We start from the raw sequence: 19,019 nt of genomic DNA, 5'->3' as shown, positions 1-19,019 counted from the left end.
TTTCGTGGCCAATCAGACCGGACCGGACACTCCTGACCCGTGCGTGCCGCTCCGTCCCAGCGGCTGCGGGGCGGCTACAGCACGTCGAGGGTCGCGCGCCGCCTGCTGCCGCGTTCGAAGAGGCTCAGCAGCAGCACGGCGAGGACCAAGTACCCGGCGCCGACCGCGAGTTCCGCGCCCAGCAGGCCCGTGTCCAGGCCCTGCCCGGCTGCCGCCCGCCGGGCCGCGGCGGCCGCGTGCGTGAGGGGAAGGGCCTCGCCGACGGCCTGCATCCAGGGCGGCAGGGTCGCGCGCGGCACGTTCGCGCCAGTCAGCAGGAGCAGCACGGAGGCGGCCACGTTCGACACCAGGAACACGTCCCGGAAGCGGAGCCCCAGCGCGCCCAGCGCGAGCCCGAACGCGGAGCAGGCGGCCGCGGCGGCGACCAGGACGGCGGCGATCTGCGGCACGCTGTCCGCCGGCACCGGCAGACCCAGCACCAGCGCGGCCACCGCGAGCGTGAACCCGCTGACGAGCAGGCCGTTCAGGACGTACGGCAGGGCCCGCCCGAACCACAGCGGCGCCCGGCGGCGAGGGCTGAGCAGCACCGCGCCGAGCGTGCCGTAGCGCCGCTCGTTGGCGACGGCCATGGTGCCGCCGTACACGCAGGCCGTGGAGGAGGCGAGGACGGCGTTGCCCAGCACGTAGAAGCGGTCGTCGGCGACGTGGAGTTGACGGCCGAGGTAGACGAAGAAGAGGAGCTGGAGAACCGGGCCCACCAGCAGGGTGCCGATGAACATCGAGGGCGTGGTCCAGTTGAACAGCGCCCGGTAGGAGATGCCGCCGCCGATGACGACAAGGCGTGCGGTACGGACGAGTTGACGCATGGGGAGTCCTCGGGACGGGGTGCGGCGGTGGGCGGTCAGGTGAGGGCGAGGGTGGCGGCGGCACGCGCGCGTGCCTCGACCCGGCCGAGCACGGCGACGGCCAGCAGCGCGTAGAGCGCACCGAGGCCGAGCGCGAGCCCCAGGGGAGCGGCCACGGGCCCGCCGGAGGCCGCGGCGTGCACGGCTCGGGCGCCCCAGGTGGTGGGCAGCGCCCAGGACAGCGGGTGGGTCCACGCGGGCAGCACGGTGACCGGGACGAGCATCCCGGACAGCAGCCACACCGGCGCGTCCAGCGCGTTGGCCAGTGCGTTGGCGTTGCGCATCAGGACGAACGTGGCGGCCAGCAGCAGACCCATGGCCCCGAGGGCGAGGACACAGCCCGGGACCGCCAGCAGGAAGAGCACGGGGTGCGCGAAGTGCAGCGGCACGCCGAACAGCAGCCATCCCCAGGCGACGGTCGCGACCATCGAGTACGTCCCTACGACGGACGTGGCCAGCGTGATCGGCAGCAGTACCAGCGGCAGCCGCGTCGGCGCGACGACCAGGCATTCCAGGGTGCCGAGCCAGCGCTGGTTCTGCACCGCCCCGCCCGACCCGAACAGCACCGACGACCAGATGCCCATCAGGCCCGCGCCCACCGACGCGGTGAGCAGCCGGTCCGGGTCGCCGGCGGCGCGGAAGAGGTAGACGGCGAGGGTCGCGTAGACGAGCGGCACCAGCACCGCGAAGGTGATTTCCAGGGGCGAGCGCGACATGTAGGTGACGTGCGTGCGCACCCCTACGGCGACGAGCCGCGGCCAGCGCTTCACGGCGCGCTGCTTCGTCAGGCTCGTCGCGGGGGCACTCGGCTTCGTCCCCCTCAACTCGGAGGCACTCGGCTTCGTCCCCCTCGATGCGGGGGCGCCCCGCTCGGGCCTGCTCATGCCGGGACCTCCGTCGATGCGGCCGCCGACCCGACCGACCCGGCGGTGGCGCGTTCCGCTTCCGCGACGATCGCGACGTAGGCGTCCTCGAGCGTCGGCTCGCGCGTGGTGACGCGCCCCAGGCGTACGCCGTCCAGCGCGGCGAGCACGCGCGCGTGGAGCTCGGTTCCGCGGTCGCTCTGGACGGTCAGGAGCTGTACGGAACCGCGGTCGTCGACCGCCGCGTCCCGGACACCCGGCAGCGCGCGCACTCGGTCCAGCTCCGTCTCCGAGACGCCGCGGGCCTCGACTTCGAGGACGTCGCGTTCCTGGACGCGGGCCTTGAGGGCCCCGGGCGTGCCGAGGGCCCGTATCTCCCCGCCCGCGATGACGGCGATGCGGTCGCACAGTTCATCGGCCTCGGCCATGTAGTGCGTGGTGAGCACCACCGTCGTCCCCGCGTCCGCCAGATCGGCGACGGTGCGGCGCAGATCCCGTGCGGCGACCGGGTCGACGCCGATCGACGGCTCGTCCAGGAAGAGCACGTCGGGCCGGTGGAGCAGGCCGCGCGCGATGTGCAGCCGCTGCCGCATGCCGCGCGAGTAGCCCTCGACGCGCTCGCGCTCGCGCCCGTCCAGACCGACGAGCTCCAGCAGTTCGGCGATCCGGCGCCGCTGCTCGCACGGCTCGACCTCGTACAACTCGGCGAAGTAGCGCAGGTTGTCGAGGGCGGAGAGCCGCTCGTACAGGCCCCGGTCGCCGCCGAAGACGTAGCCGATCCGTCGTCGTACGGCGACCGGGTCACGGACCACGTCGTGCCCGAACACCCTGGCCGTGCCCGAGGTGGGCAGCAGCAGGGTGTTGAGCATCTTGATCGTGGTCGTCTTGCCGGCCCCGTTGGGTCCGAGCAGCCCGAACAGCTCGCCCGACGCCACCTCGAAGCTGACCCCTCGTACAGCTTCGGTGGTGGTGCGCCGGGGCCGCAGCCAGCCGGTACGCGACGTGTAGGTGCGGCGCAGTCCGTGCGCCTCGATGGCAAGCATGCGCCGGACGGTAGGCGGGCCGCTCGGCAGCGGTCGACGAATTCGGCGGCTACCGAATCGTCGCCCACGCGTGCGTGCGGGCTTTCCGGCGCCCACGCGTGCGTGCACTTCCCACGCCCACGCACGCTTCCCCCACGGCCCGCGCCCCTCAGACCACCGCCCGCAACACATCCTCCCCGGACAGCAACGCCAGCAGGGCGCGCCCCGTGTCGGTGAGCTGGTAGTACACGCTGCGGCCGACCCGGTGCCGGGTGACCACCCCGGACTCGGCGAGCACCGACAGGTACTCGGAGACGGTGCTGGGAGCCAGGCCGAGCCGGTCCGCGATGCCCGCGGTGGTGAGCGGCCCACCGAGCTCGCGCAGGACCGCCGCCCGCCCACGCCCCAGCAGCAGACCGAGCCGGTCCCCGGCCGCCGGTTCCTCCTGCCGTTCACGCAGTACGGCCGCGCCCCGCGCCTGGAAGGAGACGGTGAGCACCTCGGGGTCGTCCGTCGAGTACAGCCGGCATCCCTCGGCGAAGACCAGCGGCACGAGCAGCAGCCGGCGCTCACCCGCGTGGTACTCGGCGTCGATGTGCTTGGTCAGCTCCAGTACGGGCGGTGTCCACTTCGCACGCGTCTCCAGACCGGCGAAGAGCGCGTCCACGCCCTCGGTGGCGAAGGTCCGCGCCCGGACCAGGACTTCGTCCTCGACGAGCCGCCGCATGACCGGCCACAGGTCGGCGAAGGCGCCCTCCCAGTACGCGGCGTACGCGTCGGCGAGGGCGGCACAGGAGGCCTCCGGGTCCTCCAGGTAAGGCCGTACGAGCGGATGGTCGTCCATGCCGGGGTAGTGCTCGGTCAGCTGGGCCCGCACCACCTCCGGCGGTGTACGGCGCACGATCTCCAGCTCCTGCTCGATCGAGGTCGTACCGATCGGCTGGGGGAGCATGAAGTCGGGGAAGTGCAGCGGACCTTCCATGAGCGCGCGCAGCGGGGCGATCCGGTCGTCCTCCCGGATCACCTCACGCGCGCGCACGACCCACTTCTGGTACGGCCAGGAGGGGCTGCGGTGCGGCATCGCCAGGTGCAGGCTGCAGAACGCGTCCCACAGCGGGCTGACGGCGATACGGGTCGCCCCCAGCGCGGCCTCGTCGAGCTCGATGCGGATCACCGGGACCGGCTCTCCCCGCTCACACCCGTCACCGCGTCCCTCTGCCTGCCCTGACAATCACCGTCACCGCAGGCCCCCCTTTCCCCAGCCGCCACCGTCATCGCAGTCCCCCTCCCCAACCGCCACCGTCAGCGTGCGCCCTCACCGGCCGGCTCCAGGAACCCCTGCTCCACCAGCAGCCGGATCTGCGCGGGCGTGCGGTCGCGCAGCAACACCGGGTCCTCGCCCATCAGTTGGGCGATCGCGTCCAGAATGCGGCCCGCGCTCAGCGAACCGTCGCACACGCCCGCGAAGCCCGCCCCGACCGTGTCCACCTGGGTGGCCCGGCGCATACCGCGGTGCTGGCGCAGCACGACGTGCTCAGGGTCCTCGGCACCGGGCAGCCCGATCTGCTCCTGCACGACCTCGGTGACGAGCCTGAAGTGGTCCTCCAGCAGGGCGGCGTCATCGCGGGCGCGCAGGTAGTCGAGCCGCTCGAAGTGCGCCCGGACCGTGTCGCCGAGCGGCTGCTCGACCGGATGCGACCACTCCTCGACCGTGATCGAGGGCACGGCGGCGGACGCCTTCCGCAGGGTGATCCAGCCGAACCCCACGGCCTTCACCTTGCGCGCCTCGAACTCGTCCAGCCACGCGTCGTACCGCGCCTGGTACTCGGCCGCGTCACCCCGGTGGTCACCGGCGTCCCTGAGCCACAGCTCGGCGTACTGAGTGACGTCCTGGACCTCGCGCTGCACGATCCAGGCGTCGCACCCGCGCGGCACCCATGACCGCAGCCGGTCCTGCCAGTCCTCCCCTTCCACGTGCTGCCAGTTGGCGAGGAACTGCGCGAACCCGCCCTCGTTCAGCCGCTCCCCCGCCCCCTGAACGATCGAGCGGCACAGATCGTCCCCGCCCATCCCGCCGTCGCGGTACGTCAGCCGCGCGCCCGGGGAGATCACGAAGGGCGGGTTCGACACGATGAGGTCGTACGTCTCCCCGTTCTTGAGCGGCTCGAACAGCGAGCCCTCCCGCAGGTCCGCGGCCGGCGCGCCGGACAACGCGAGCGTCAGCGCGGTGATGTGCAGGGCGCGCGGGTTGAGGTCGGTCGCCGTCACGCGCGTGGCGTGCTGCGCGGCATGCAGCGCCTGGACACCGGAGCCGGTGCCGAGGTCGAGGGCGGAGGCGACGGGCGTGCGGACCGTGATGCCGGCGAGCGTCGTGGAGGCGCCGCCGACGCCGAGGACGACCCCCTCGTCCTTGTTCCCGATGCCGCCCGCCCCGCCGACCGCACACCCCAGGTCGGACACGATGAACCAGTCCTCGCCGCCGGGCCCGCCGTAGGGGCGTACGTCCACGGTCGCGGCGAGGTCGTCGCCGGAGCCGCCGGACTCGCCGGATTCGGCGGATGCGGCGGATGCGGCGGATGCGCCGGATGCGCCGGAGTTGCCGCCGACCCGTACCAGCCATCCGCTCTCCAGGCAGGCGTCGACGGGCAGAACGCCCGCCACGCGCGCGTGCGGCACGGGTTGCTGCAGCAGGAACAGCCGTACGAGGGCCTCCAGCGGCGTGTCTCCGCGGGTCGCCCGGAGCGCGGGTACGGTCTCGCTGCGCGCGAGCGCCGCGTACGCGGGCGCGCCGAGCAGTTCGAGCAGCCCGTCGGCGGTGAAGGAGGCCCCGAGCAGGGCATCCCGCAGCCGGGCGGCGACGTCGGGGCGATCGGAGGCGGGCAGGGCGGACAGACTGGAGTCACTCACGCCCTCATTGTGACCCGCGCGCGGCCCGGCCCGCCCCGTAAGGAATCGGCCGCGCGCCCCCGTGACGCCTCGATGCGCCCGCCTGCGGTATCGGCCGCGCGCCCGGTCAGATCTCGGCCGCCCGCCCCATCCGGCCTCAGCTGCGGGAGGCCTCCGCGGACGCCGCGGCAGCCGCCTCCTTGCAGCCCTCCTGCTTGAGCAGCGCGTTCTTGGTGTCGCCGCCCGATTCCAGCTTCTTCAGAGCGTCGAGGGCGCTCTTGCGCTGGGCGACCACGTCCCGCATCTCTTCGCCGACCTTGCGCAGCCCGGACGCGAACTTCGCCTGGTCCTTCGTGTTCAGCTCGTCCGTCTGCTTCTTCAGCTCGGCGTAGCTCGTGGAGACCGCGGTGAGCTTCTTGATGGCGTCCTGCTGCTTCTTCGCGCCGTCCTCGACGCCCGGGGGCGGCCCGGCCTGCTGGAGGAGGGTCGCGCGTGCCTTGAAGCCTTCGGCGAGGTCCTGGAACGCCTGGGCGTCGACCTTCTGGAGCTCCTTGGGCGGGCTGTCCTTGGCGGCCTTGGTGATCGCGGCGTCGGCCGCCGCGATCTTCGCGTTCTGCGCGGGCGCCGTGTCACATATCTTCTTGGCCCAGGCGTCCAGCTCCGGGTTGCCCTCGTCGCTCGTGCATCCCGTCAGTGCCAGTGCCAACACCGCACCGCCGGACAGTGCGGCCGCGAGCTTCATGTTCACCGGTTTGGTCCCTTCCGTGGCTCTCGGCCCACGGACCCTACACGGCAGGCACGAGACGACAGCGCGCCACATGTCTCTCCTATGCCGCTTTCATGCTCTTTGCACCATGTGAGAGAAGCGTCACGGCAAGGGCGTGAACAAGCACGAAGCGGGCGGGTGGCGCGTCAACACGCGCCACCCGCCCGCCCCTTGAACTGGGCTGCCGTAGGACCGCCTACGACACCACCGCGGGATCGACCGGTTTGGCCACCCGGTCCGCGTTGCCTTCGTCACCCATGGCGATGCCGCGCCGCTTGGAGACGTAGACCGCGGCGACGATCACGAGGAGCGACAGCACGGCGATCGTGACCCGTACGCCGACGTTCTTGTCCTCGCCGTAGCTGAACTGGATGACCGCGGGCGCGATGAGCAGCGCGACCAGGTTCATCACCTTCAGCAGCGGGTTGATCGCGGGGCCGGCGGTGTCCTTGAAGGGGTCGCCGACCGTGTCACCGATCACCGTCGCGGCGTGGGCCTCGCTGCCCTTGCCGCCGTGGTGACCGTCCTCGACGAGCTTCTTGGCGTTGTCCCAGGCGCCGCCGGAGTTGGCCAGGAACACCGCCATCAGCGTGCCCGTGCCGATCGCGCCGGCGAGATAGGCGCCGAGGGCACCGACGCCGAGCGTGAACCCGATGAAGATCGGCGCCATCACGGCGAGCAGACCGGGCGTCGCGAGCTCCCGGAGCGCGTCCTTGGTGCAGATGTCGACGACCTTGCCGTACTCCGGCGTCTCGCTGTAGTCCATGATCCCGGGCTTCTCGCGGAACTGCCGCCGCACCTCGTACACCACGGAGCCCGCCGACCGCGACACGGCGTTGATGGCGAGCCCCGAGAAGAGGAAGACGACCGCCGCGCCCGCGATGAGGCCGACGAGGTTGTTGGGCTGCGAGATGTCCATCATCAGGCTCATCGGCGCACCGTCGCCGCTGAGTTTCTCGCCCACGTCCCGCGCGCCGGTGGTGATGGCGTCGCGGTACGACCCGAAGAGCGCCGCTGCCGCCAGGACGGCGGTGGCGATGGCGATGCCCTTGGTGATGGCCTTGGTGGTGTTGCCGACCGCGTCCAGGTTGGTGAGCACCTGGGCGCCCGCGCCCTCGACGTCGCCGGACATCTCGGCGATGCCCTGCGCGTTGTCGGAGACCGGACCGAAGGTGTCCATCGCGACGATCACGCCGACCGTGGTGAGCAGCCCGGTGCCGGCCAGAGCGACCGCGAACAGCGCGAGCATGATCGACGTACCGCCGAGCAGGAACGCCCCGTACACGCCGAGGCCGATCAGCAGGGCGGTGTAGACGGCCGACTCCAGACCGACGGAGATACCGGCGAGGACGACGGTCGCGGGACCGGTGAGCGAGGTCTTGCCGATGTCCATGACAGGACGCCGGTTCGTCTCGGTGAAGTAGCCGGTCAGCTGCTGGATGACGGCGGCCAGCAGGATGCCGATCGCCACGGCTACGAGCGCGAGGATCCGCGGGTCGCCGTCCTTGCCCGCGATCGCCGCGTCGGTGACGCCGTCGAGGTCGGCGTACGACGACGGCAGGTAGACGAAGACGGCGATCGCGACCAGCACGAGCGAGATCACCGCGGAGATGAAGAACCCGCGGTTGATCGCCGTCATCCCGCTGCGGTCGGACCGGCGCGGCGCCACCGCGAAGATCCCGATCATGGCCGTGATCACGCCGATCGCCGGCACGAGCAACGGGAAGCCGAGCCCGGCGTCACCGAACGCGGCCGAGCCGAGGATCAGCGCGGCGACGAGCGTGACGGCGTACGACTCGAACAGGTCGGCCGCCATGCCCGCGCAGTCGCCGACGTTGTCGCCCACGTTGTCGGCGATGGTCGCGGCATTGCGCGGGTCGTCCTCCGGAATGCCCTGCTCGACCTTTCCGACCAGGTCGGCGCCAACGTCGGCGGCCTTGGTGAAGATGCCGCCGCCGACACGCATGAACATCGCGATCAGCGCGGCACCGAGTCCGAATCCTTCGAGCACCTTCGGCGCGTCGGCCGCGTACACCAGCACCACACAGGAGGCGCCCAGCAGACCGAGCCCCACCGTGAACATGCCGACGACGCCGCCCGTGCGGAAAGCGATCTTCATGGCTTTGTGCGAGACGGCGGTGAGATCCTTTTCCGGCTCTCCCGGCGCCGGGGTGGCTTCTCGTGCGGCCGCGGCAACGCGCACATTGCTGCGCACGGCCAGCCACATGCCGATATAGCCGGTGGCCGCCGAGAACGCGGCGCCGATCAAGAAGAAGATCGATCGGCCGATGCGCTGATTCCAGTCGTCCGCGGGCAGCAGCATGAGCAGGAAGAACACGACGACGGCGAATACGCCGAGTGTGCGCAGTTGCCGGGCCAGATAGGCGTTGGCGCCCTCCTGGACCGCTGCCGCGATCTTCTTCATGCTGTCGGTGCCCTCGCCGGCCGCCAGCACCTGGCGCACCAGGACTCCGGCGACCACGAGAGCGGCCAGCGCGACGACCCCGATGACCGTGATGAGGATCCGGTTGTCGTCTGTCAGCACTGCCGCTGCGAGGGTTGTGGGGTGGTCTAGCTGATGAGGGGTAGAAAGCCCCGCCATTCGTCCTCCTTGACGCTTGGGCTGAGCTCAAGATGTGGACGGATTCTAGGTACCGGAACCTGATCAAAACAGAGCGCGGCAAACGGAATTAGCCTTCACATGCCGTTCAGCAAATGATCGACGTCACGCCACCGAACCCGAAAGTGCTAATGCCCTTGACCCGTTGACGGACGCAGGTGGACGCATTGCCACTTGATCGAATTATCGGCTCATTGATCGTGAATTCCTTCACGAATTCCGCGGCGCTTCGGCAAAAACACGAAGGGGCCCTGCTCAGCAGGGCCCCTTCGGGATGAGGACGGTTCGGCGGGTCGTTCAGGAGAGCACCGCGGCCGGCGGTGTGGTCGGCCAGGTCATACGGATCAGCCCGCCGTGCGCATCGGCGGAGACCTCCACGTCGTCAACGAGGCCGCTGATGACCGCGAGGCCCATCTCGTCCTCCTCGGCATCCACCTCGCCGTCGCCGCCCGCGGCGCCGGATGCACGCTCGCCGGGGGCGGAGCGCGGCGCTTCGTCCCCGACCTCGATGGAGAACTGTTTCTCCTCCTCGATCAGCGCCACCTTCACCGGCGCCGTGATGCCGACGCTCTGGTGCAGTCCGACGGCACGGGTGCAGGCCTCGCCGACGGCGAGTCTCACCTCGTCCAGGACGGCCTCGTCCACTCCGGCCCTGCGCGCCACCGCTGCCGCCACCAGTCGGGCGGTCCTGACGTGCTCGGGCAGCGCGCTGAAGCGGAGTTCAACGGTGGCCATGCATCCCCCTCCGAACTACGGGCGTGCTGTCCGGAGGACCGGGCCGCCGAAAGCCCGGTCCCCCTTCTCTTTCAACTTCTGCCGTCCCGGACCCGCACTCGGGCGAGCCCTGGTCGGTGATCAGTCGGTCGCCGCCACCGCTTCCTCGACCGAGGTGTGGATCGGGAACACCTTGGTGAGGCCGGTGATGCGGAAGATCTTGAGAATGCGCTCCTGGTTGCAGACCAGGCGCAGGGAGCCCTCATGGGCACGCACGCGCTTCAGGCCGCCGACCAGTACGCCGAGCCCGGTGGAGTCGAGGAAGTCCACGCCCTCCATGTCGACGACGAGGTGGAAACTCCCGTCGTTCACCAGCTCGACCAACTGCTCGCGCAACTTTGGCGCGGTATATACGTCGATTTCGCCACCGACCTCGACGACCGTACGATCGCCGACGGTACGGGTCGACAGGGACAGGTCCACGGATCCTCCAGCACCTTGCTATCGAGCGGTCGCCCCTCGGGACACCTCGGCTTGAAGCCCCCAGGACGGTTCGCCAGCCGCGATGGCATTCAATCACTTACCGGCAGGCGTGCACGACGCCTTGGTCCCATTGTCCGTCACGCCAGTGACACACTCGGTGCCGATGGCCAAGAATCACCGATCCGATCGATCCCCGACGGGCACCGCTTCCCGGGTGGACCCGGGCGCGGTGCTGGGCCGACTCGCCTCGGGGCCGAGTCGGGCTTCGCGCATCACTCATACGGAGCATGTGCCCCCGCGCGAGGGTCGCCATGCCGTCTGGCCGGACCGGATCCGCGCGGAGATCATCGCCGCGGTGCGGGCCGCGGGAATCGAACATCCCTGGGCTCACCAGGCACGAGCCGCCGAGCACGCCCTGGACGGCGACTGCGTCGTCGTCGCCACGGGCACGGCGTCCGGCAAGTCCCTGGCCTACCTCGTGCCGGTCCTGTCGACGCTCCTGGAGGGCTCCGAGGCCCCGAACGGCCGCGGCGCCACCGCGCTCTACCTGGCTCCCACCAAGGCCCTTGCGGCGGATCAGTGCCGCTCGGTGAAGGAACTTTCACATCCGCTGGGCAATTCCGTACGCCCAGCTGTGTATGACGGCGATACTCCGTTCGAGGAACGCGAGTGGATCCGCCAGTACGCCAACTACGTCCTGACCAACCCCGACATGCTGCATCGCGGCATACTCCCGTCCCACCCCCGCTGGTCCTCCTTCCTCAAGTCGCTGAAGTACGTCGTCATCGACGAGTGCCACACCTATCGCGGCGTTTTCGGCTCCCACGTCGCCCAGGTGCTGCGCCGGCTGCGCCGCCTGTGCGCCCGCTACGGCGCCTCTCCCGTCTTCCTGCTGGCCTCCGCGACCGCCGCCGAGCCCGCGGTCGCAGCCGGACGTCTGACCGGTCTGCCGGTCGTGGAGGTCGCCGACGACGCCTCCCCACGCGGCGAACTCGTCTTCGCCCTGTGGGAGCCCCCGCTCACCGAGATGCAGGGCGAGAAGGGCGCCCCGGTGCGCCGTACGGCCACCGCCGAGACCGCCGACCTCCTGACCGACCTCGCCGTGCAGGGCGTGCGCTCGGTCGCCTTCGTACGCTCCCGGCGCGGCGCCGAACTGATCTCGGTCATCGCCCAGGAACGACTCGCCGAGGTGGACCGCTCCCTCGCCCGGCGTGTCGCGGCGTATCGGGGCGGCTACCTCCCCGAGGAGCGGCGCGCCCTGGAACAGGCCCTCCACTCCGGCGAACTCCTCGGCCTCGCCGCCACCACCGCCCTCGAACTCGGCATCGACGTCTCCGGCCTGGACGCCGTACTGATCGCCGGCTACCCGGGCACGCGCGCCTCCCTGTGGCAGCAGGCGGGCCGGGCCGGCCGCTCCGGCCAGGGCGCGCTGGCCGTCCTGGTCGCCCGCGACGACCCGCTGGACACCTTCCTCGTCCACCACCCCGAGGCCCTCTTCGACCGGCCGGTGGAGTCGACCGTCCTCGACCCCGACAACCCGTACGTCCTGGCCCCGCACCTGTGCGCGGCCGCCGCGGAGATCCCGCTCACCGACGAGGACCTGGCGCTGTTCGGCCCGGAGACCGAGGGGCTGCTGCCGCAACTGGAGGCCGCGAAGCTGCTGCGCCGCCGTACGAAGGCCTGGCACTGGACGCGCCGGGAGCGGGCCGCCGACCTCACCGACATCCGCGGCGGGGGCGGACGCCCCATCCAAGTCGTCGAGGCCGGGACGGGACGGCTGCTCGGCACGGTCGACGCGGGCGCCGCGCACACGACGGTGCACGAGGGCGCGGTCCACCTGCACCAGGGCCGCACCTATCTCGTCCGCACCCTCGACCTGGAGGACTCGGTCGCCCTGGTCGAGGAGGCCGCCCCGCCGTATTCGACGGTCGCCCGCGACACCACGTCGATCTCCGTCCTGGAGACGGACGTCGAGGTCCCCTGGGGCGACGGCCGCCTGTGCTACGGCTCCGTCGAGGTCACCAACCAGGTGGTCTCCTTCCTGCGCCGCCGGCTGATCACCGGCGAAGTCCTGGGCGAGACGAAACTCGACCTCCCTCCTCGTACGCTGCGCACGCGCGCGGTGTGGTGGACGGTCACCGAGGACCAGCTGGACGAGGCCCGGATCAACCCGGAGATCCTCGGCGGCGCCCTGCACGCCGCCGAGCACGCCTCGATCGGTCTGCTCCCCCTCTTCGCGACCTGTGACCGCTGGGACATCGGCGGTGTCTCGATCCCGCTCCACCCCGACACGCTCCTGCCCACGGTCTTCGTCTACGACGGCCACCCCGGCGGCGCGGGCTTCGCCGAGCGCGCCTTCCACACGGCCCGCTCCTGGCTCACCGCCACCCGCCAGGCCATCGCCTCCTGCGAGTGCGACGCCGGCTGCCCGTCCTGCATCCAGTCCCCCAAGTGCGGCAACGGGAACGATCCGCTGCACAAGAGGGGGGCTGTGCGGTTGCTGACCGTGCTGTTGCGGGGGGCGCCGGAGGAGAAGGAGGAGGCTGGGCCGGGCGGGGTGCCGGTCAGGGAGCCGGAGTCGGCCGGCCCCTCGCCGCAGGGCCGGACGGCGGAGGCAGGGGCAGAGGCGAGGGCGGGCGCTCCGTCGGCAACGACCGGCCCCTCGGAGGGGACGGTTCCGTCAGCGGGGACGGGTTCGCAGGTCCCGCCCGCGCCCTGACCTCCGCGGCGAACGGCCCCCGGCCCGACGCCGCCGTCACGTCCGAGACCTCGCCCACCACCTCGCAGCGCACGAGCCGCACGCCCTGCGCCCGAGCCACCCGCTCCGCACGAGCACAGGCCGCCGTACCGCCCTCCGCCCATCGGTCGGCCGCCGCAAGCGCCGCCAGATCCGCGCCACCTGCCGCTTGGTGCCGGGCCACGACGGCCTGGCCCAGGGCGAGTACGACGCCGAAGACAACGCAGAGCACGGCGATGGCACCGACGCTCCAGACGGTGGCGGAACCGCGGTCGGAGCGCAGGTCGGGGGCGAGCCTTCGGCCAGAGCGTCGGCCGGTGAGAAGCAGTTGGACAGACCCAGGGCCCATTGCGCAAACCCCTCTCATGTCCCCGCCCCCACCGTCTCCTCCGCCAACGCCACGGCCTCCTCCCGCACCTCGAAGGGGAGCCCGCGCAGCAAGGGCGGCTTGGCCACGACGACCACGCGGACCTCGTCCCCCTCCCGGCCGACCGTGACCGTCGCGCCGCGCGGTGCCGCTTCGCGGGTCACCTCGACGACCGCGTCGGCCGGATCCTGCCGGGCTGCCGCGCGGGCGCCCGTCCGGGCCGCGTCCACGCACTGGATCTGCGCGGCCACCACGAGCAGCCCCCACACCAACGCCATCGCGAACATCACCAGTACGGGCAGGACGACAGCCGACTCCGCCGTCACGAACCCCTGGTCCGACGCCCTGGCCGTAGCCCGATCGGTCCCAAGGCCAGATCTCTGGCCCCAACGGCCATGCCCCCGGCCCTGCCCTCGTTCCCGCTCCCTCTCCCGCTCACATCCGCGCATCGAGCGCCTGCTTCACGATGGCCTGCAGTTCATTGCTGACCTGCCCGCTGGTCACAACCTTGTAGAGCACCACGGCGAACGCCACCGCCGCGACGATCCCCATCGCGTACTCGGAGGTGACCATCCCCGCGTCACTCCGCGCCCCACGCACCCTGCACACCAGCCCGAGCATCCGCTTCCGTACTGCCTTGTACATCTCAACCCCCGTAAGGATCAGTCCTGTTGAAACCATCTGTTGAACGTCGGTGGTCGACCGACCGCTGCTGAACGCCCGTTGTCGCCGTCGCCGCCCCTCACCCCCTCATCCGCCGCCCCCTCCCAGCACCCCACCCGCAAGCCCGATCACCACCGGCGCGACGCCGACCGCGATGAACGCGGGCAGAAAGCACAGCCCCACCGGCGCGGAGACCATGACGGCCGCCCGCCTGGCCCGTTCCGTCGCGGTGCGCGCCCCGTCGGCGCGAGCCTCCGCGGCGAGTCGCGCGACCGGTCCGGCCGCCGGCAGCCCCGACACATCGGCCCGCTCCAGCAACCGCGCCAACGCGCCGGCCCCCGGCATCGAGGCCAGCCGCTGCCACGCCGCACCCGGTTCGCCACCGAGCCGCACCTCCGCGGCGCCCCGTGCCAGCCCGTCCCCGACGGGGCCGCCCAGGGCCTCCCCCACGGCCTGCGCGGCGACCACTGGACCGGCTCCCGCCGCGACGCAGGCCGCCAACAGATCGGCTGCGAGCGGAAGTTGCCGGGCCACCTCGGCGGCATCGATCTCTTCCTCGGCACCAACGGCTCCCTGCCGACGCCGCCACAGCCACAACCCGGCCGCCACGACAAGCCCCGCCACGAACCCGGCGACACCACCGACCAGGACCCAACCGGCGCCCATGACCGCCGCCATGGGCAGCCCTTGCCGCAGGCCCTGCAGGGCGTCGAACCGTCGGCGTTTCGACGCCGTGCCGGTGTCCGTCATCAGCGCGGCCAGCCGGCGCCGGAGCCTCCTGTCATGCCGCACCGCCACAGGCCACCCCAAAAGCCACCCGACGACCAGCGCGATCCCCACGGCCACCCCCAGCCTGTGGAAAAGTTCCGCACTCACACGATCACCTCCGTCTCACGAACCCGGCCCAGCCGCAGCCCGAACCCGAACCCTGACCCGCACACGTCCTCACACCGCCTCCGCCCGCCGCACGATCCACCGCGCCCACCACATCCCCAGCCCCTCCAACACCCCGCCGACCACCAGGCAGGCGAGCCCTGCTCCGGTATGCAGCAGCACACGCAGCGGATCGGCCCCCATGACGGCACCGAGCAGCAGCCCCAGGACCGGCAACCCGGCGAGCATCACCACCGTCGACCGAGCTCCCGCCAACTGGGCGCGCAGATCGGCGCGTTGATCCCGCTGGGACCGCAACGCCCCTTCCAGTCGTTCGAGCCCGGCCGCCAGCCCGGCCCCCTGATCCACGGCCACCCGCCAGCACGCCGCCAGCCCCAACAGGCCCTCGGCACCCGGCTGCCGTGCCGCTAAGGCGAGCGCGCCCGGCACATCCCCGCCGAACCGCGCCGCCGCCAGTACCGCGGCCTGCGCTTCCCCGAGCCCACCGGAGTCCCACGCCGCCCGCAGCAACGCCTCACCCGGCTGCCGTCCGGCCCGCACCTCCCCGGCAATCGACCCGCACAGCGCGATCACCGCGTCCCCGCGCCGCTCCCGTGCCCGCCGCACCTCCCGGGCCAGCCGCACCTCCCTCAGCAACGGCACCCCGGCCGCCCCCGCGACGACCGGCAGCGCCGACGACCCCAGCACGCCCAGCACCAGCCCGACGACCGGCGCCCACCACTCGACCCGCAACCGCCCTCGCAGCCGCCGCAGTTCACCGGCCAGCTGCCGCCAGTTCGCAGGACCGGCTCCCGCCACCCCACCGCCCGCAAGCAGCAACTGCGCGCGTCGCGCCCCGGAGTTCGGCCCGCCCAGCATCCAGACCGCGGCCCCGAGACACACCACGGCCGCACCCAGCGACATCTCACCCATGCAGCTCACCGACCCCCTCGCGCTCAGCGCGTCCCACGACGCCGTCCGCCCCCTCACCGCTCTCGCCGCTCTCACCGCGAAGCAGCCCTCGCAGCCGCTCCCAGCCCCGCTCGTACGCGAACGCCTCAGTGCCCCACCGCAGCGCCGGCACCGTCCGCACCAGCCCCGACGGATCCCGCTCCAGCACATGGACCTCGGCGATCCGCCGCCGACCCGTCCGATCACGCACCAGGTGCAGTACGACCGACAGCGCGGCCGCCAACTGGCTGTGCAGCGCGGCCCTGTCGAGCCCGGCCGCCGTGCCGAGCGCCTCCAGCCGGGCCGGGACGTCGGCCGCCGCATTCGCGTGGACGGTGCCGCAGCCTCCCTCGTGGCCTGTGTTCAACGCGGCCAGCAGGTGAACCACTTCGGGACCGCGCACCTCGCCCACGACCAGCCGGTCCGGCCGCATCCGCAGCGCCTGCCGCACCAGGTCCTCGAGGGTCACGAGCCCGGCGCCCTCCTGGTTGGCGGGTCTGCTCTCCAGCCGTACGACATGTGGATGGTCCGGCCTGAGCTCCGCCGAGTCCTCCGCGAGCACGATCCGCTCACCCGGTCCGACCAGCCCGAGCAACGCGCTCAGCAGAGTCGTCTTGCCGCTGCCGGTTCCACCGCTGACGACGAAGGACAGCCGCGCGTCGACCAGCGCCCGCAGCATCCGGTCACCGCCCGGCGGCACGGTGCCCGCCGCGACCAACTCCTCAAGCGTGAAGGCCCGGGGCCGTACGACCCGCAGCGCCAGGCAGGCGCAGCCGACGGCGACCGGTGGCAGCACCGCGTGCAGCCGAGTCCCGTCGGGCAGCCGAGCATCCACCCAGGGCCGCGCGTCGTCCAGCCGCCGCCCGGCCACCGCGGCCAGACGTTGCGCCAGACGTCGTACGGCGGCTGCGTCGGGAAAGGACACGGAGGTCAGCTCCAGGCCGCCACCCCGGTCCACCCAGACCCGGTCCGGCGCCGACACCAGCACGTCCGTCACCGACGGATCGGCGAGCAGCGGATCCAGCGGCCCGCTCCCGACCAGCTCGGACCTCAACTGCTCGGCTGCCCCGAGGACTTCGGCGTCCCCCAGCACCCTGCCCTGCTCCCGTAGGGCCTGCGCCACGCGCGCGGGCGTCGGTTCGGCCCCACTCTCGGCCAGCCACTGCCGCACACCGTCGAGCAACCCCACCGACATCTGGGCCCCGCCCGCCGTCGCGCCCGACGCCCACCGAGCAGCCGACAGACCAGCCCCCTCGGCAGAGCCCCACCGTGCAGCCGACGAACCGGCCCGATCGACCGACACCCCCCGTACAGCCGACGAACCGGCCCGATCCACTTCCTCCCGCCGCACCGTGTCCGCACCCAACGAGCGGCCATGTTCCTGCCGCACAGAGGCCGCACTCACCGTGCGGCCGGTCTCCAACCGCACAGCGTCCGCACCCACCACACGGCCAGCCCCCCGCCCCACAACACCCGTACTGACCACGCCGTCCGGCACCCGCGGCGCGACGGCGTCACTCGCACCACCGTCCAACGCCCACCGCGGCGTGGCCCTACGCCCCCTGCGCGCCGCCGTCCCGCCCGACCGCCACCGCTCAGGAGCCGCCCGCACCGAACCGCCCGCGCTGCCGTTCACCCATTCGAGCCCCGAATCCACACTCATGCCGCCATCCACACGCGGGCCGCCGGCCACACCCGTGCCACCCTCCGCACTCATGCCGCCCTCGCCTCCAGCAACGCCCGCTCCCAGAACTCCCGGCAGAACCTCGCCAGCGGCCCCCGCCCCACCGCGCCCGGCGGTGCCTTGCTCTCGTGCGGGCGCAGCAGGCCCGACTCGATGGGCACCTCGCCCACCAGGGGGAGTTCCAGCAGGCGGGCCACCTCGCGGTCGTCGAGCCCGGGCGCGTACGGCCCGCGTACGGCCACCCGCAGATCCCGCAGGACCATCCCGAGCGCGGCGGCCACCTGCCGGGCCGCGGCGACGGCGCGCAGTTCGGCGGGGACCACGAGGATCCCGACGTCGAGTTGGGCGAGGGCCTCCGCGACCCCGTCGTCGATACGACGGGGCAGGTCGACGACGACCGCGCCGCCCCGGCGCCGGGCCGCGGCGAGCACCGCGCGCATCGCCTGCGAAGGCACCGCGAGGCAGTCGCCGCGGTCCCAGCTGAGGACGCGCAGGGAGTGGAGTTCCGGCAGGGACTCCTCCAACGCGCCGCTGCCGAGTCGCCCGCGTGAGCCGGCGAACGCGGGCCAGCGCAGGCCCTCGGTCGCCTCGCCGCCGAGCAGGACGTCGAGTCCGCCACCCAGCGGATCGGCGTCGACGAGCAGGGTGCGCAGCCCCTCACTCGCGGCGGTGACGGCGAGGGCGCACGCGAGCGTGGACGCTCCGGCCCCGCCGCGCCCGCCGATGACCCCGACGGTGAGGGCGGGCCGGCCGACGCCCTCGGCGACGTCGGCGATGCGGTCGACCAGCCACTGCTCGCCGTCCGGCAGCATCAGGACATGGTCGGCGCCGATCTCCACGGCCCGACGCCAGACCCCGGAGTCGTCCTGGTCCCGGCCGACCAGGACCACTCCACGCCGGCGTCCCGCCCCGCGCACGCGGCGTGCGGCGTCGTCGCCGACCAGGACGAGCGGTGCGGCCTCCCAACTGCCTCTTGGCTCGGGCACCCCGTAGTGGACCTCGGGTGTGGCGCCGGCCGCCGCGCACAGGCGCAGCAGGTCGTCGAGCAGTCTGTCGTCTTCCGTGACGATCAACGGCTTGCCCGGCCGCCCGGAGGCGGTGGGCGGCGGATCGTGTGTGACGGCTGCGGCCACGATTTCCTTCCCCCTTCGCTGCATCAACTCGCGCAGCCCTGCGGCCCCGCGAATCCCAAACATGTGAAGAACCGGCAACCGGTCTCCATATGAACGGCCGATACGAACCGGCCAAACACGCCCGACTAACCAGAACCAGCCATGAAGTTGGCTCGAGCGGGGCGCGCTGGAATCACGGTGCAGCGATCCCGGAAATCGTGTGGATCTTGGTCGATAACTGTGGACAACTCGGCGGTTGTGAATATCGCCGTCACCCATACCGGTGACCCTCGGACCGACCCCTGTGCGACTTCCGTAGAGCAGCACGACGACTACACAGGGTCACGGATCATGTGCACACCGAGGAGGCGGC

The 19,019-nt window shown here is 72.2% G+C and carries 16 protein-coding genes and 1 pseudogene; 1 reads left to right on the top strand and 16 read right to left on the bottom strand.

What is annotated here, in order from left to right; genetic code table 11:
- Positions 1–74: 74 nt before the first annotated feature.
- The 9 genes from EJ357_RS25830 to bldG all read right to left on the bottom strand — a co-directional run bounded on the left by EJ357_RS25830 (position 75) and on the right by bldG (position 10,259).
- Positions 75–866 (bottom strand): ABC transporter permease, encoded by a 792-nt coding sequence (locus EJ357_RS25830; RefSeq protein WP_126393968.1) that lies wholly within the window; start codon positions 864–866, stop codon positions 75–77.
- A 35-nt stretch (positions 867–901) separates the two neighbouring features.
- Positions 902–1,789: an ABC transporter permease gene (locus tag EJ357_RS25825; RefSeq protein WP_175647530.1), complete on the bottom strand. Its 888-nt coding sequence runs from the start codon at positions 1,787–1,789 to the stop codon at positions 902–904.
- Positions 1,786–2,811, bottom strand: coding sequence for an ABC transporter ATP-binding protein (locus EJ357_RS25820; RefSeq protein WP_126393967.1), 1,026 nt, complete (start codon positions 2,809–2,811; stop codon positions 1,786–1,788). Before EJ357_RS25820 ends, EJ357_RS25825 begins: the two co-directional genes overlap by 4 nt.
- Before the next feature lie 148 nt (positions 2,812–2,959).
- Entirely contained in the window at positions 2,960–3,964 is a 1,005-nt protein-coding gene (locus EJ357_RS25815) for an ArsR/SmtB family transcription factor (RefSeq protein WP_126393966.1), read from the bottom strand.
- A 128-nt stretch (positions 3,965–4,092) separates the two neighbouring features.
- Positions 4,093–5,697, bottom strand: a complete 1,605-nt coding sequence (locus EJ357_RS25810; protein WP_126393965.1) for a DUF7059 domain-containing protein — start codon at positions 5,695–5,697, stop codon at positions 4,093–4,095.
- A 136-nt stretch (positions 5,698–5,833) separates the two neighbouring features.
- The gene (locus tag EJ357_RS25805; RefSeq protein ID WP_175647845.1) at positions 5,834–6,418 is read right to left on the bottom strand and encodes a small secreted protein; all 585 of its coding nucleotides are present in this window, start codon (positions 6,416–6,418) and stop codon (positions 5,834–5,836) included.
- Positions 6,419–6,638: 220 nt separating this feature from the next.
- Positions 6,639–9,044 carry a sodium-translocating pyrophosphatase gene (locus EJ357_RS25800; RefSeq protein ID WP_126393963.1) on the bottom strand — a complete coding sequence of 802 codons (2,406 nt, stop codon included), beginning with the start codon at positions 9,042–9,044 and terminating at the stop codon, positions 6,639–6,641.
- A 315-nt stretch (positions 9,045–9,359) separates the two neighbouring features.
- The gene (locus tag EJ357_RS25795; RefSeq protein WP_126393962.1) at positions 9,360–9,797 is read right to left on the bottom strand and encodes an ATP-binding protein; all 438 of its coding nucleotides are present in this window, start codon (positions 9,795–9,797) and stop codon (positions 9,360–9,362) included.
- A 120-nt stretch (positions 9,798–9,917) separates the two neighbouring features.
- Entirely contained in the window at positions 9,918–10,259 is a 342-nt protein-coding gene (gene bldG, locus EJ357_RS25790; RefSeq protein ID WP_003975386.1) for an anti-sigma factor antagonist BldG, read from the bottom strand.
- Positions 10,260–10,341: 82 nt separating this feature from the next.
- Here bldG and EJ357_RS25785 point away from each other — a divergent pair, with 82 nt between their 5' ends.
- Positions 10,342–12,978, top strand: coding sequence for a DEAD/DEAH box helicase (locus tag EJ357_RS25785; RefSeq protein WP_228472600.1), 2,637 nt, complete (start codon positions 10,342–10,344; stop codon positions 12,976–12,978).
- Here EJ357_RS25785 and EJ357_RS25780 read toward each other — a convergent pair.
- From EJ357_RS25780 to ssd, 7 genes and pseudogenes are all read right to left on the bottom strand, one after another.
- Positions 12,926–13,345 (bottom strand): annotated as a pseudogene (locus EJ357_RS25780) (Rv3654c family TadE-like protein); the annotation flags it as partial. The gene EJ357_RS25785 and the pseudogene EJ357_RS25780 sit on opposite strands and share 53 nt — an antisense overlap.
- Positions 13,346–13,359: 14 nt before the next feature.
- Positions 13,360–13,689, bottom strand: coding sequence for a TadE family type IV pilus minor pilin (locus EJ357_RS25775; protein ID WP_126393960.1), 330 nt, complete (start codon positions 13,687–13,689; stop codon positions 13,360–13,362).
- Between the two features lie 109 nt (positions 13,690–13,798).
- The gene (locus EJ357_RS25770; RefSeq protein WP_126393959.1) at positions 13,799–14,008 is read right to left on the bottom strand and encodes a DUF4244 domain-containing protein; all 210 of its coding nucleotides are present in this window, start codon (positions 14,006–14,008) and stop codon (positions 13,799–13,801) included.
- Between the two features lie 105 nt (positions 14,009–14,113).
- The gene (locus tag EJ357_RS25765; RefSeq protein ID WP_126393958.1) at positions 14,114–14,902 is read right to left on the bottom strand and encodes a type II secretion system F family protein; all 789 of its coding nucleotides are present in this window, start codon (positions 14,900–14,902) and stop codon (positions 14,114–14,116) included.
- A 69-nt stretch (positions 14,903–14,971) separates the two neighbouring features.
- Positions 14,972–15,832 carry a type II secretion system F family protein gene (locus EJ357_RS25760; RefSeq protein ID WP_126393957.1) on the bottom strand — a complete coding sequence of 287 codons (861 nt, stop codon included), beginning with the start codon at positions 15,830–15,832 and terminating at the stop codon, positions 14,972–14,974.
- Complete coding sequence (locus EJ357_RS25755; RefSeq protein ID WP_126393956.1) at positions 15,825–17,045, bottom strand: TadA family conjugal transfer-associated ATPase; 1,221 nt, start codon at positions 17,043–17,045, stop codon at positions 15,825–15,827. Before EJ357_RS25755 ends, EJ357_RS25760 begins: the two co-directional genes overlap by 8 nt.
- 518 nt (positions 17,046–17,563) lie before the next feature.
- Positions 17,564–18,667, bottom strand: coding sequence for a septum site-determining protein Ssd (gene ssd, locus EJ357_RS25750; protein ID WP_228472599.1), 1,104 nt, complete (start codon positions 18,665–18,667; stop codon positions 17,564–17,566).
- Positions 18,668–19,019 lie beyond the last annotated feature (352 nt).

Source organism: Streptomyces cyaneochromogenes (assembly GCF_003963535.1).
GTDB classification, from domain to species: Bacteria; Actinomycetota; Actinomycetes; order Streptomycetales; family Streptomycetaceae; genus Streptomyces; species Streptomyces shaanxiensis.
The sequence above is the reverse complement of the archived record's forward strand: the minus strand, read 5'-3'. Positions and strand labels throughout refer to the sequence as shown.

Bases quoted from the DNA above. Each gene is read 5' to 3' on its own strand.
- EJ357_RS25820 (WP_126393967.1), bottom strand. From the start codon at position 2,811: ATGCTTGCCATCGAGGCGCACGGACTGCGCCGCACCTACACGTCGCGT.
- EJ357_RS25830 (WP_126393968.1), bottom strand. From the start codon at position 866: ATGCGTCAACTCGTCCGTACCGCACGCCTTGTCGTCATCGGCGGCGGC.
- EJ357_RS25760 (WP_126393957.1), bottom strand. From the start codon at position 15,832: ATGGGTGAGATGTCGCTGGGTGCGGCCGTGGTGTGTCTCGGGGCCGCG.
- EJ357_RS25825 (WP_175647530.1), bottom strand. From the start codon at position 1,789: ATGAGCAGGCCCGAGCGGGGCGCCCCCGCATCGAGGGGGACGAAGCCG.
- EJ357_RS25755 (WP_126393956.1), bottom strand. From the start codon at position 17,045: ATGTCGGTGGGGTTGCTCGACGGTGTGCGGCAGTGGCTGGCCGAGAGT.
- EJ357_RS25805 (WP_175647845.1), bottom strand. From the start codon at position 6,418: ATGAAGCTCGCGGCCGCACTGTCCGGCGGTGCGGTGTTGGCACTGGCA.
- EJ357_RS25785 (WP_228472600.1), top strand. From the start codon at position 10,342: ATGGCATTCAATCACTTACCGGCAGGCGTGCACGACGCCTTGGTCCCA.
- EJ357_RS25795 (WP_126393962.1), bottom strand. From the start codon at position 9,797: ATGGCCACCGTTGAACTCCGCTTCAGCGCGCTGCCCGAGCACGTCAGG.
- EJ357_RS25800 (WP_126393963.1), bottom strand. From the start codon at position 9,044: ATGGCGGGGCTTTCTACCCCTCATCAGCTAGACCACCCCACAACCCTC.
- EJ357_RS25770 (WP_126393959.1), bottom strand. From the start codon at position 14,008: ATGTACAAGGCAGTACGGAAGCGGATGCTCGGGCTGGTGTGCAGGGTG.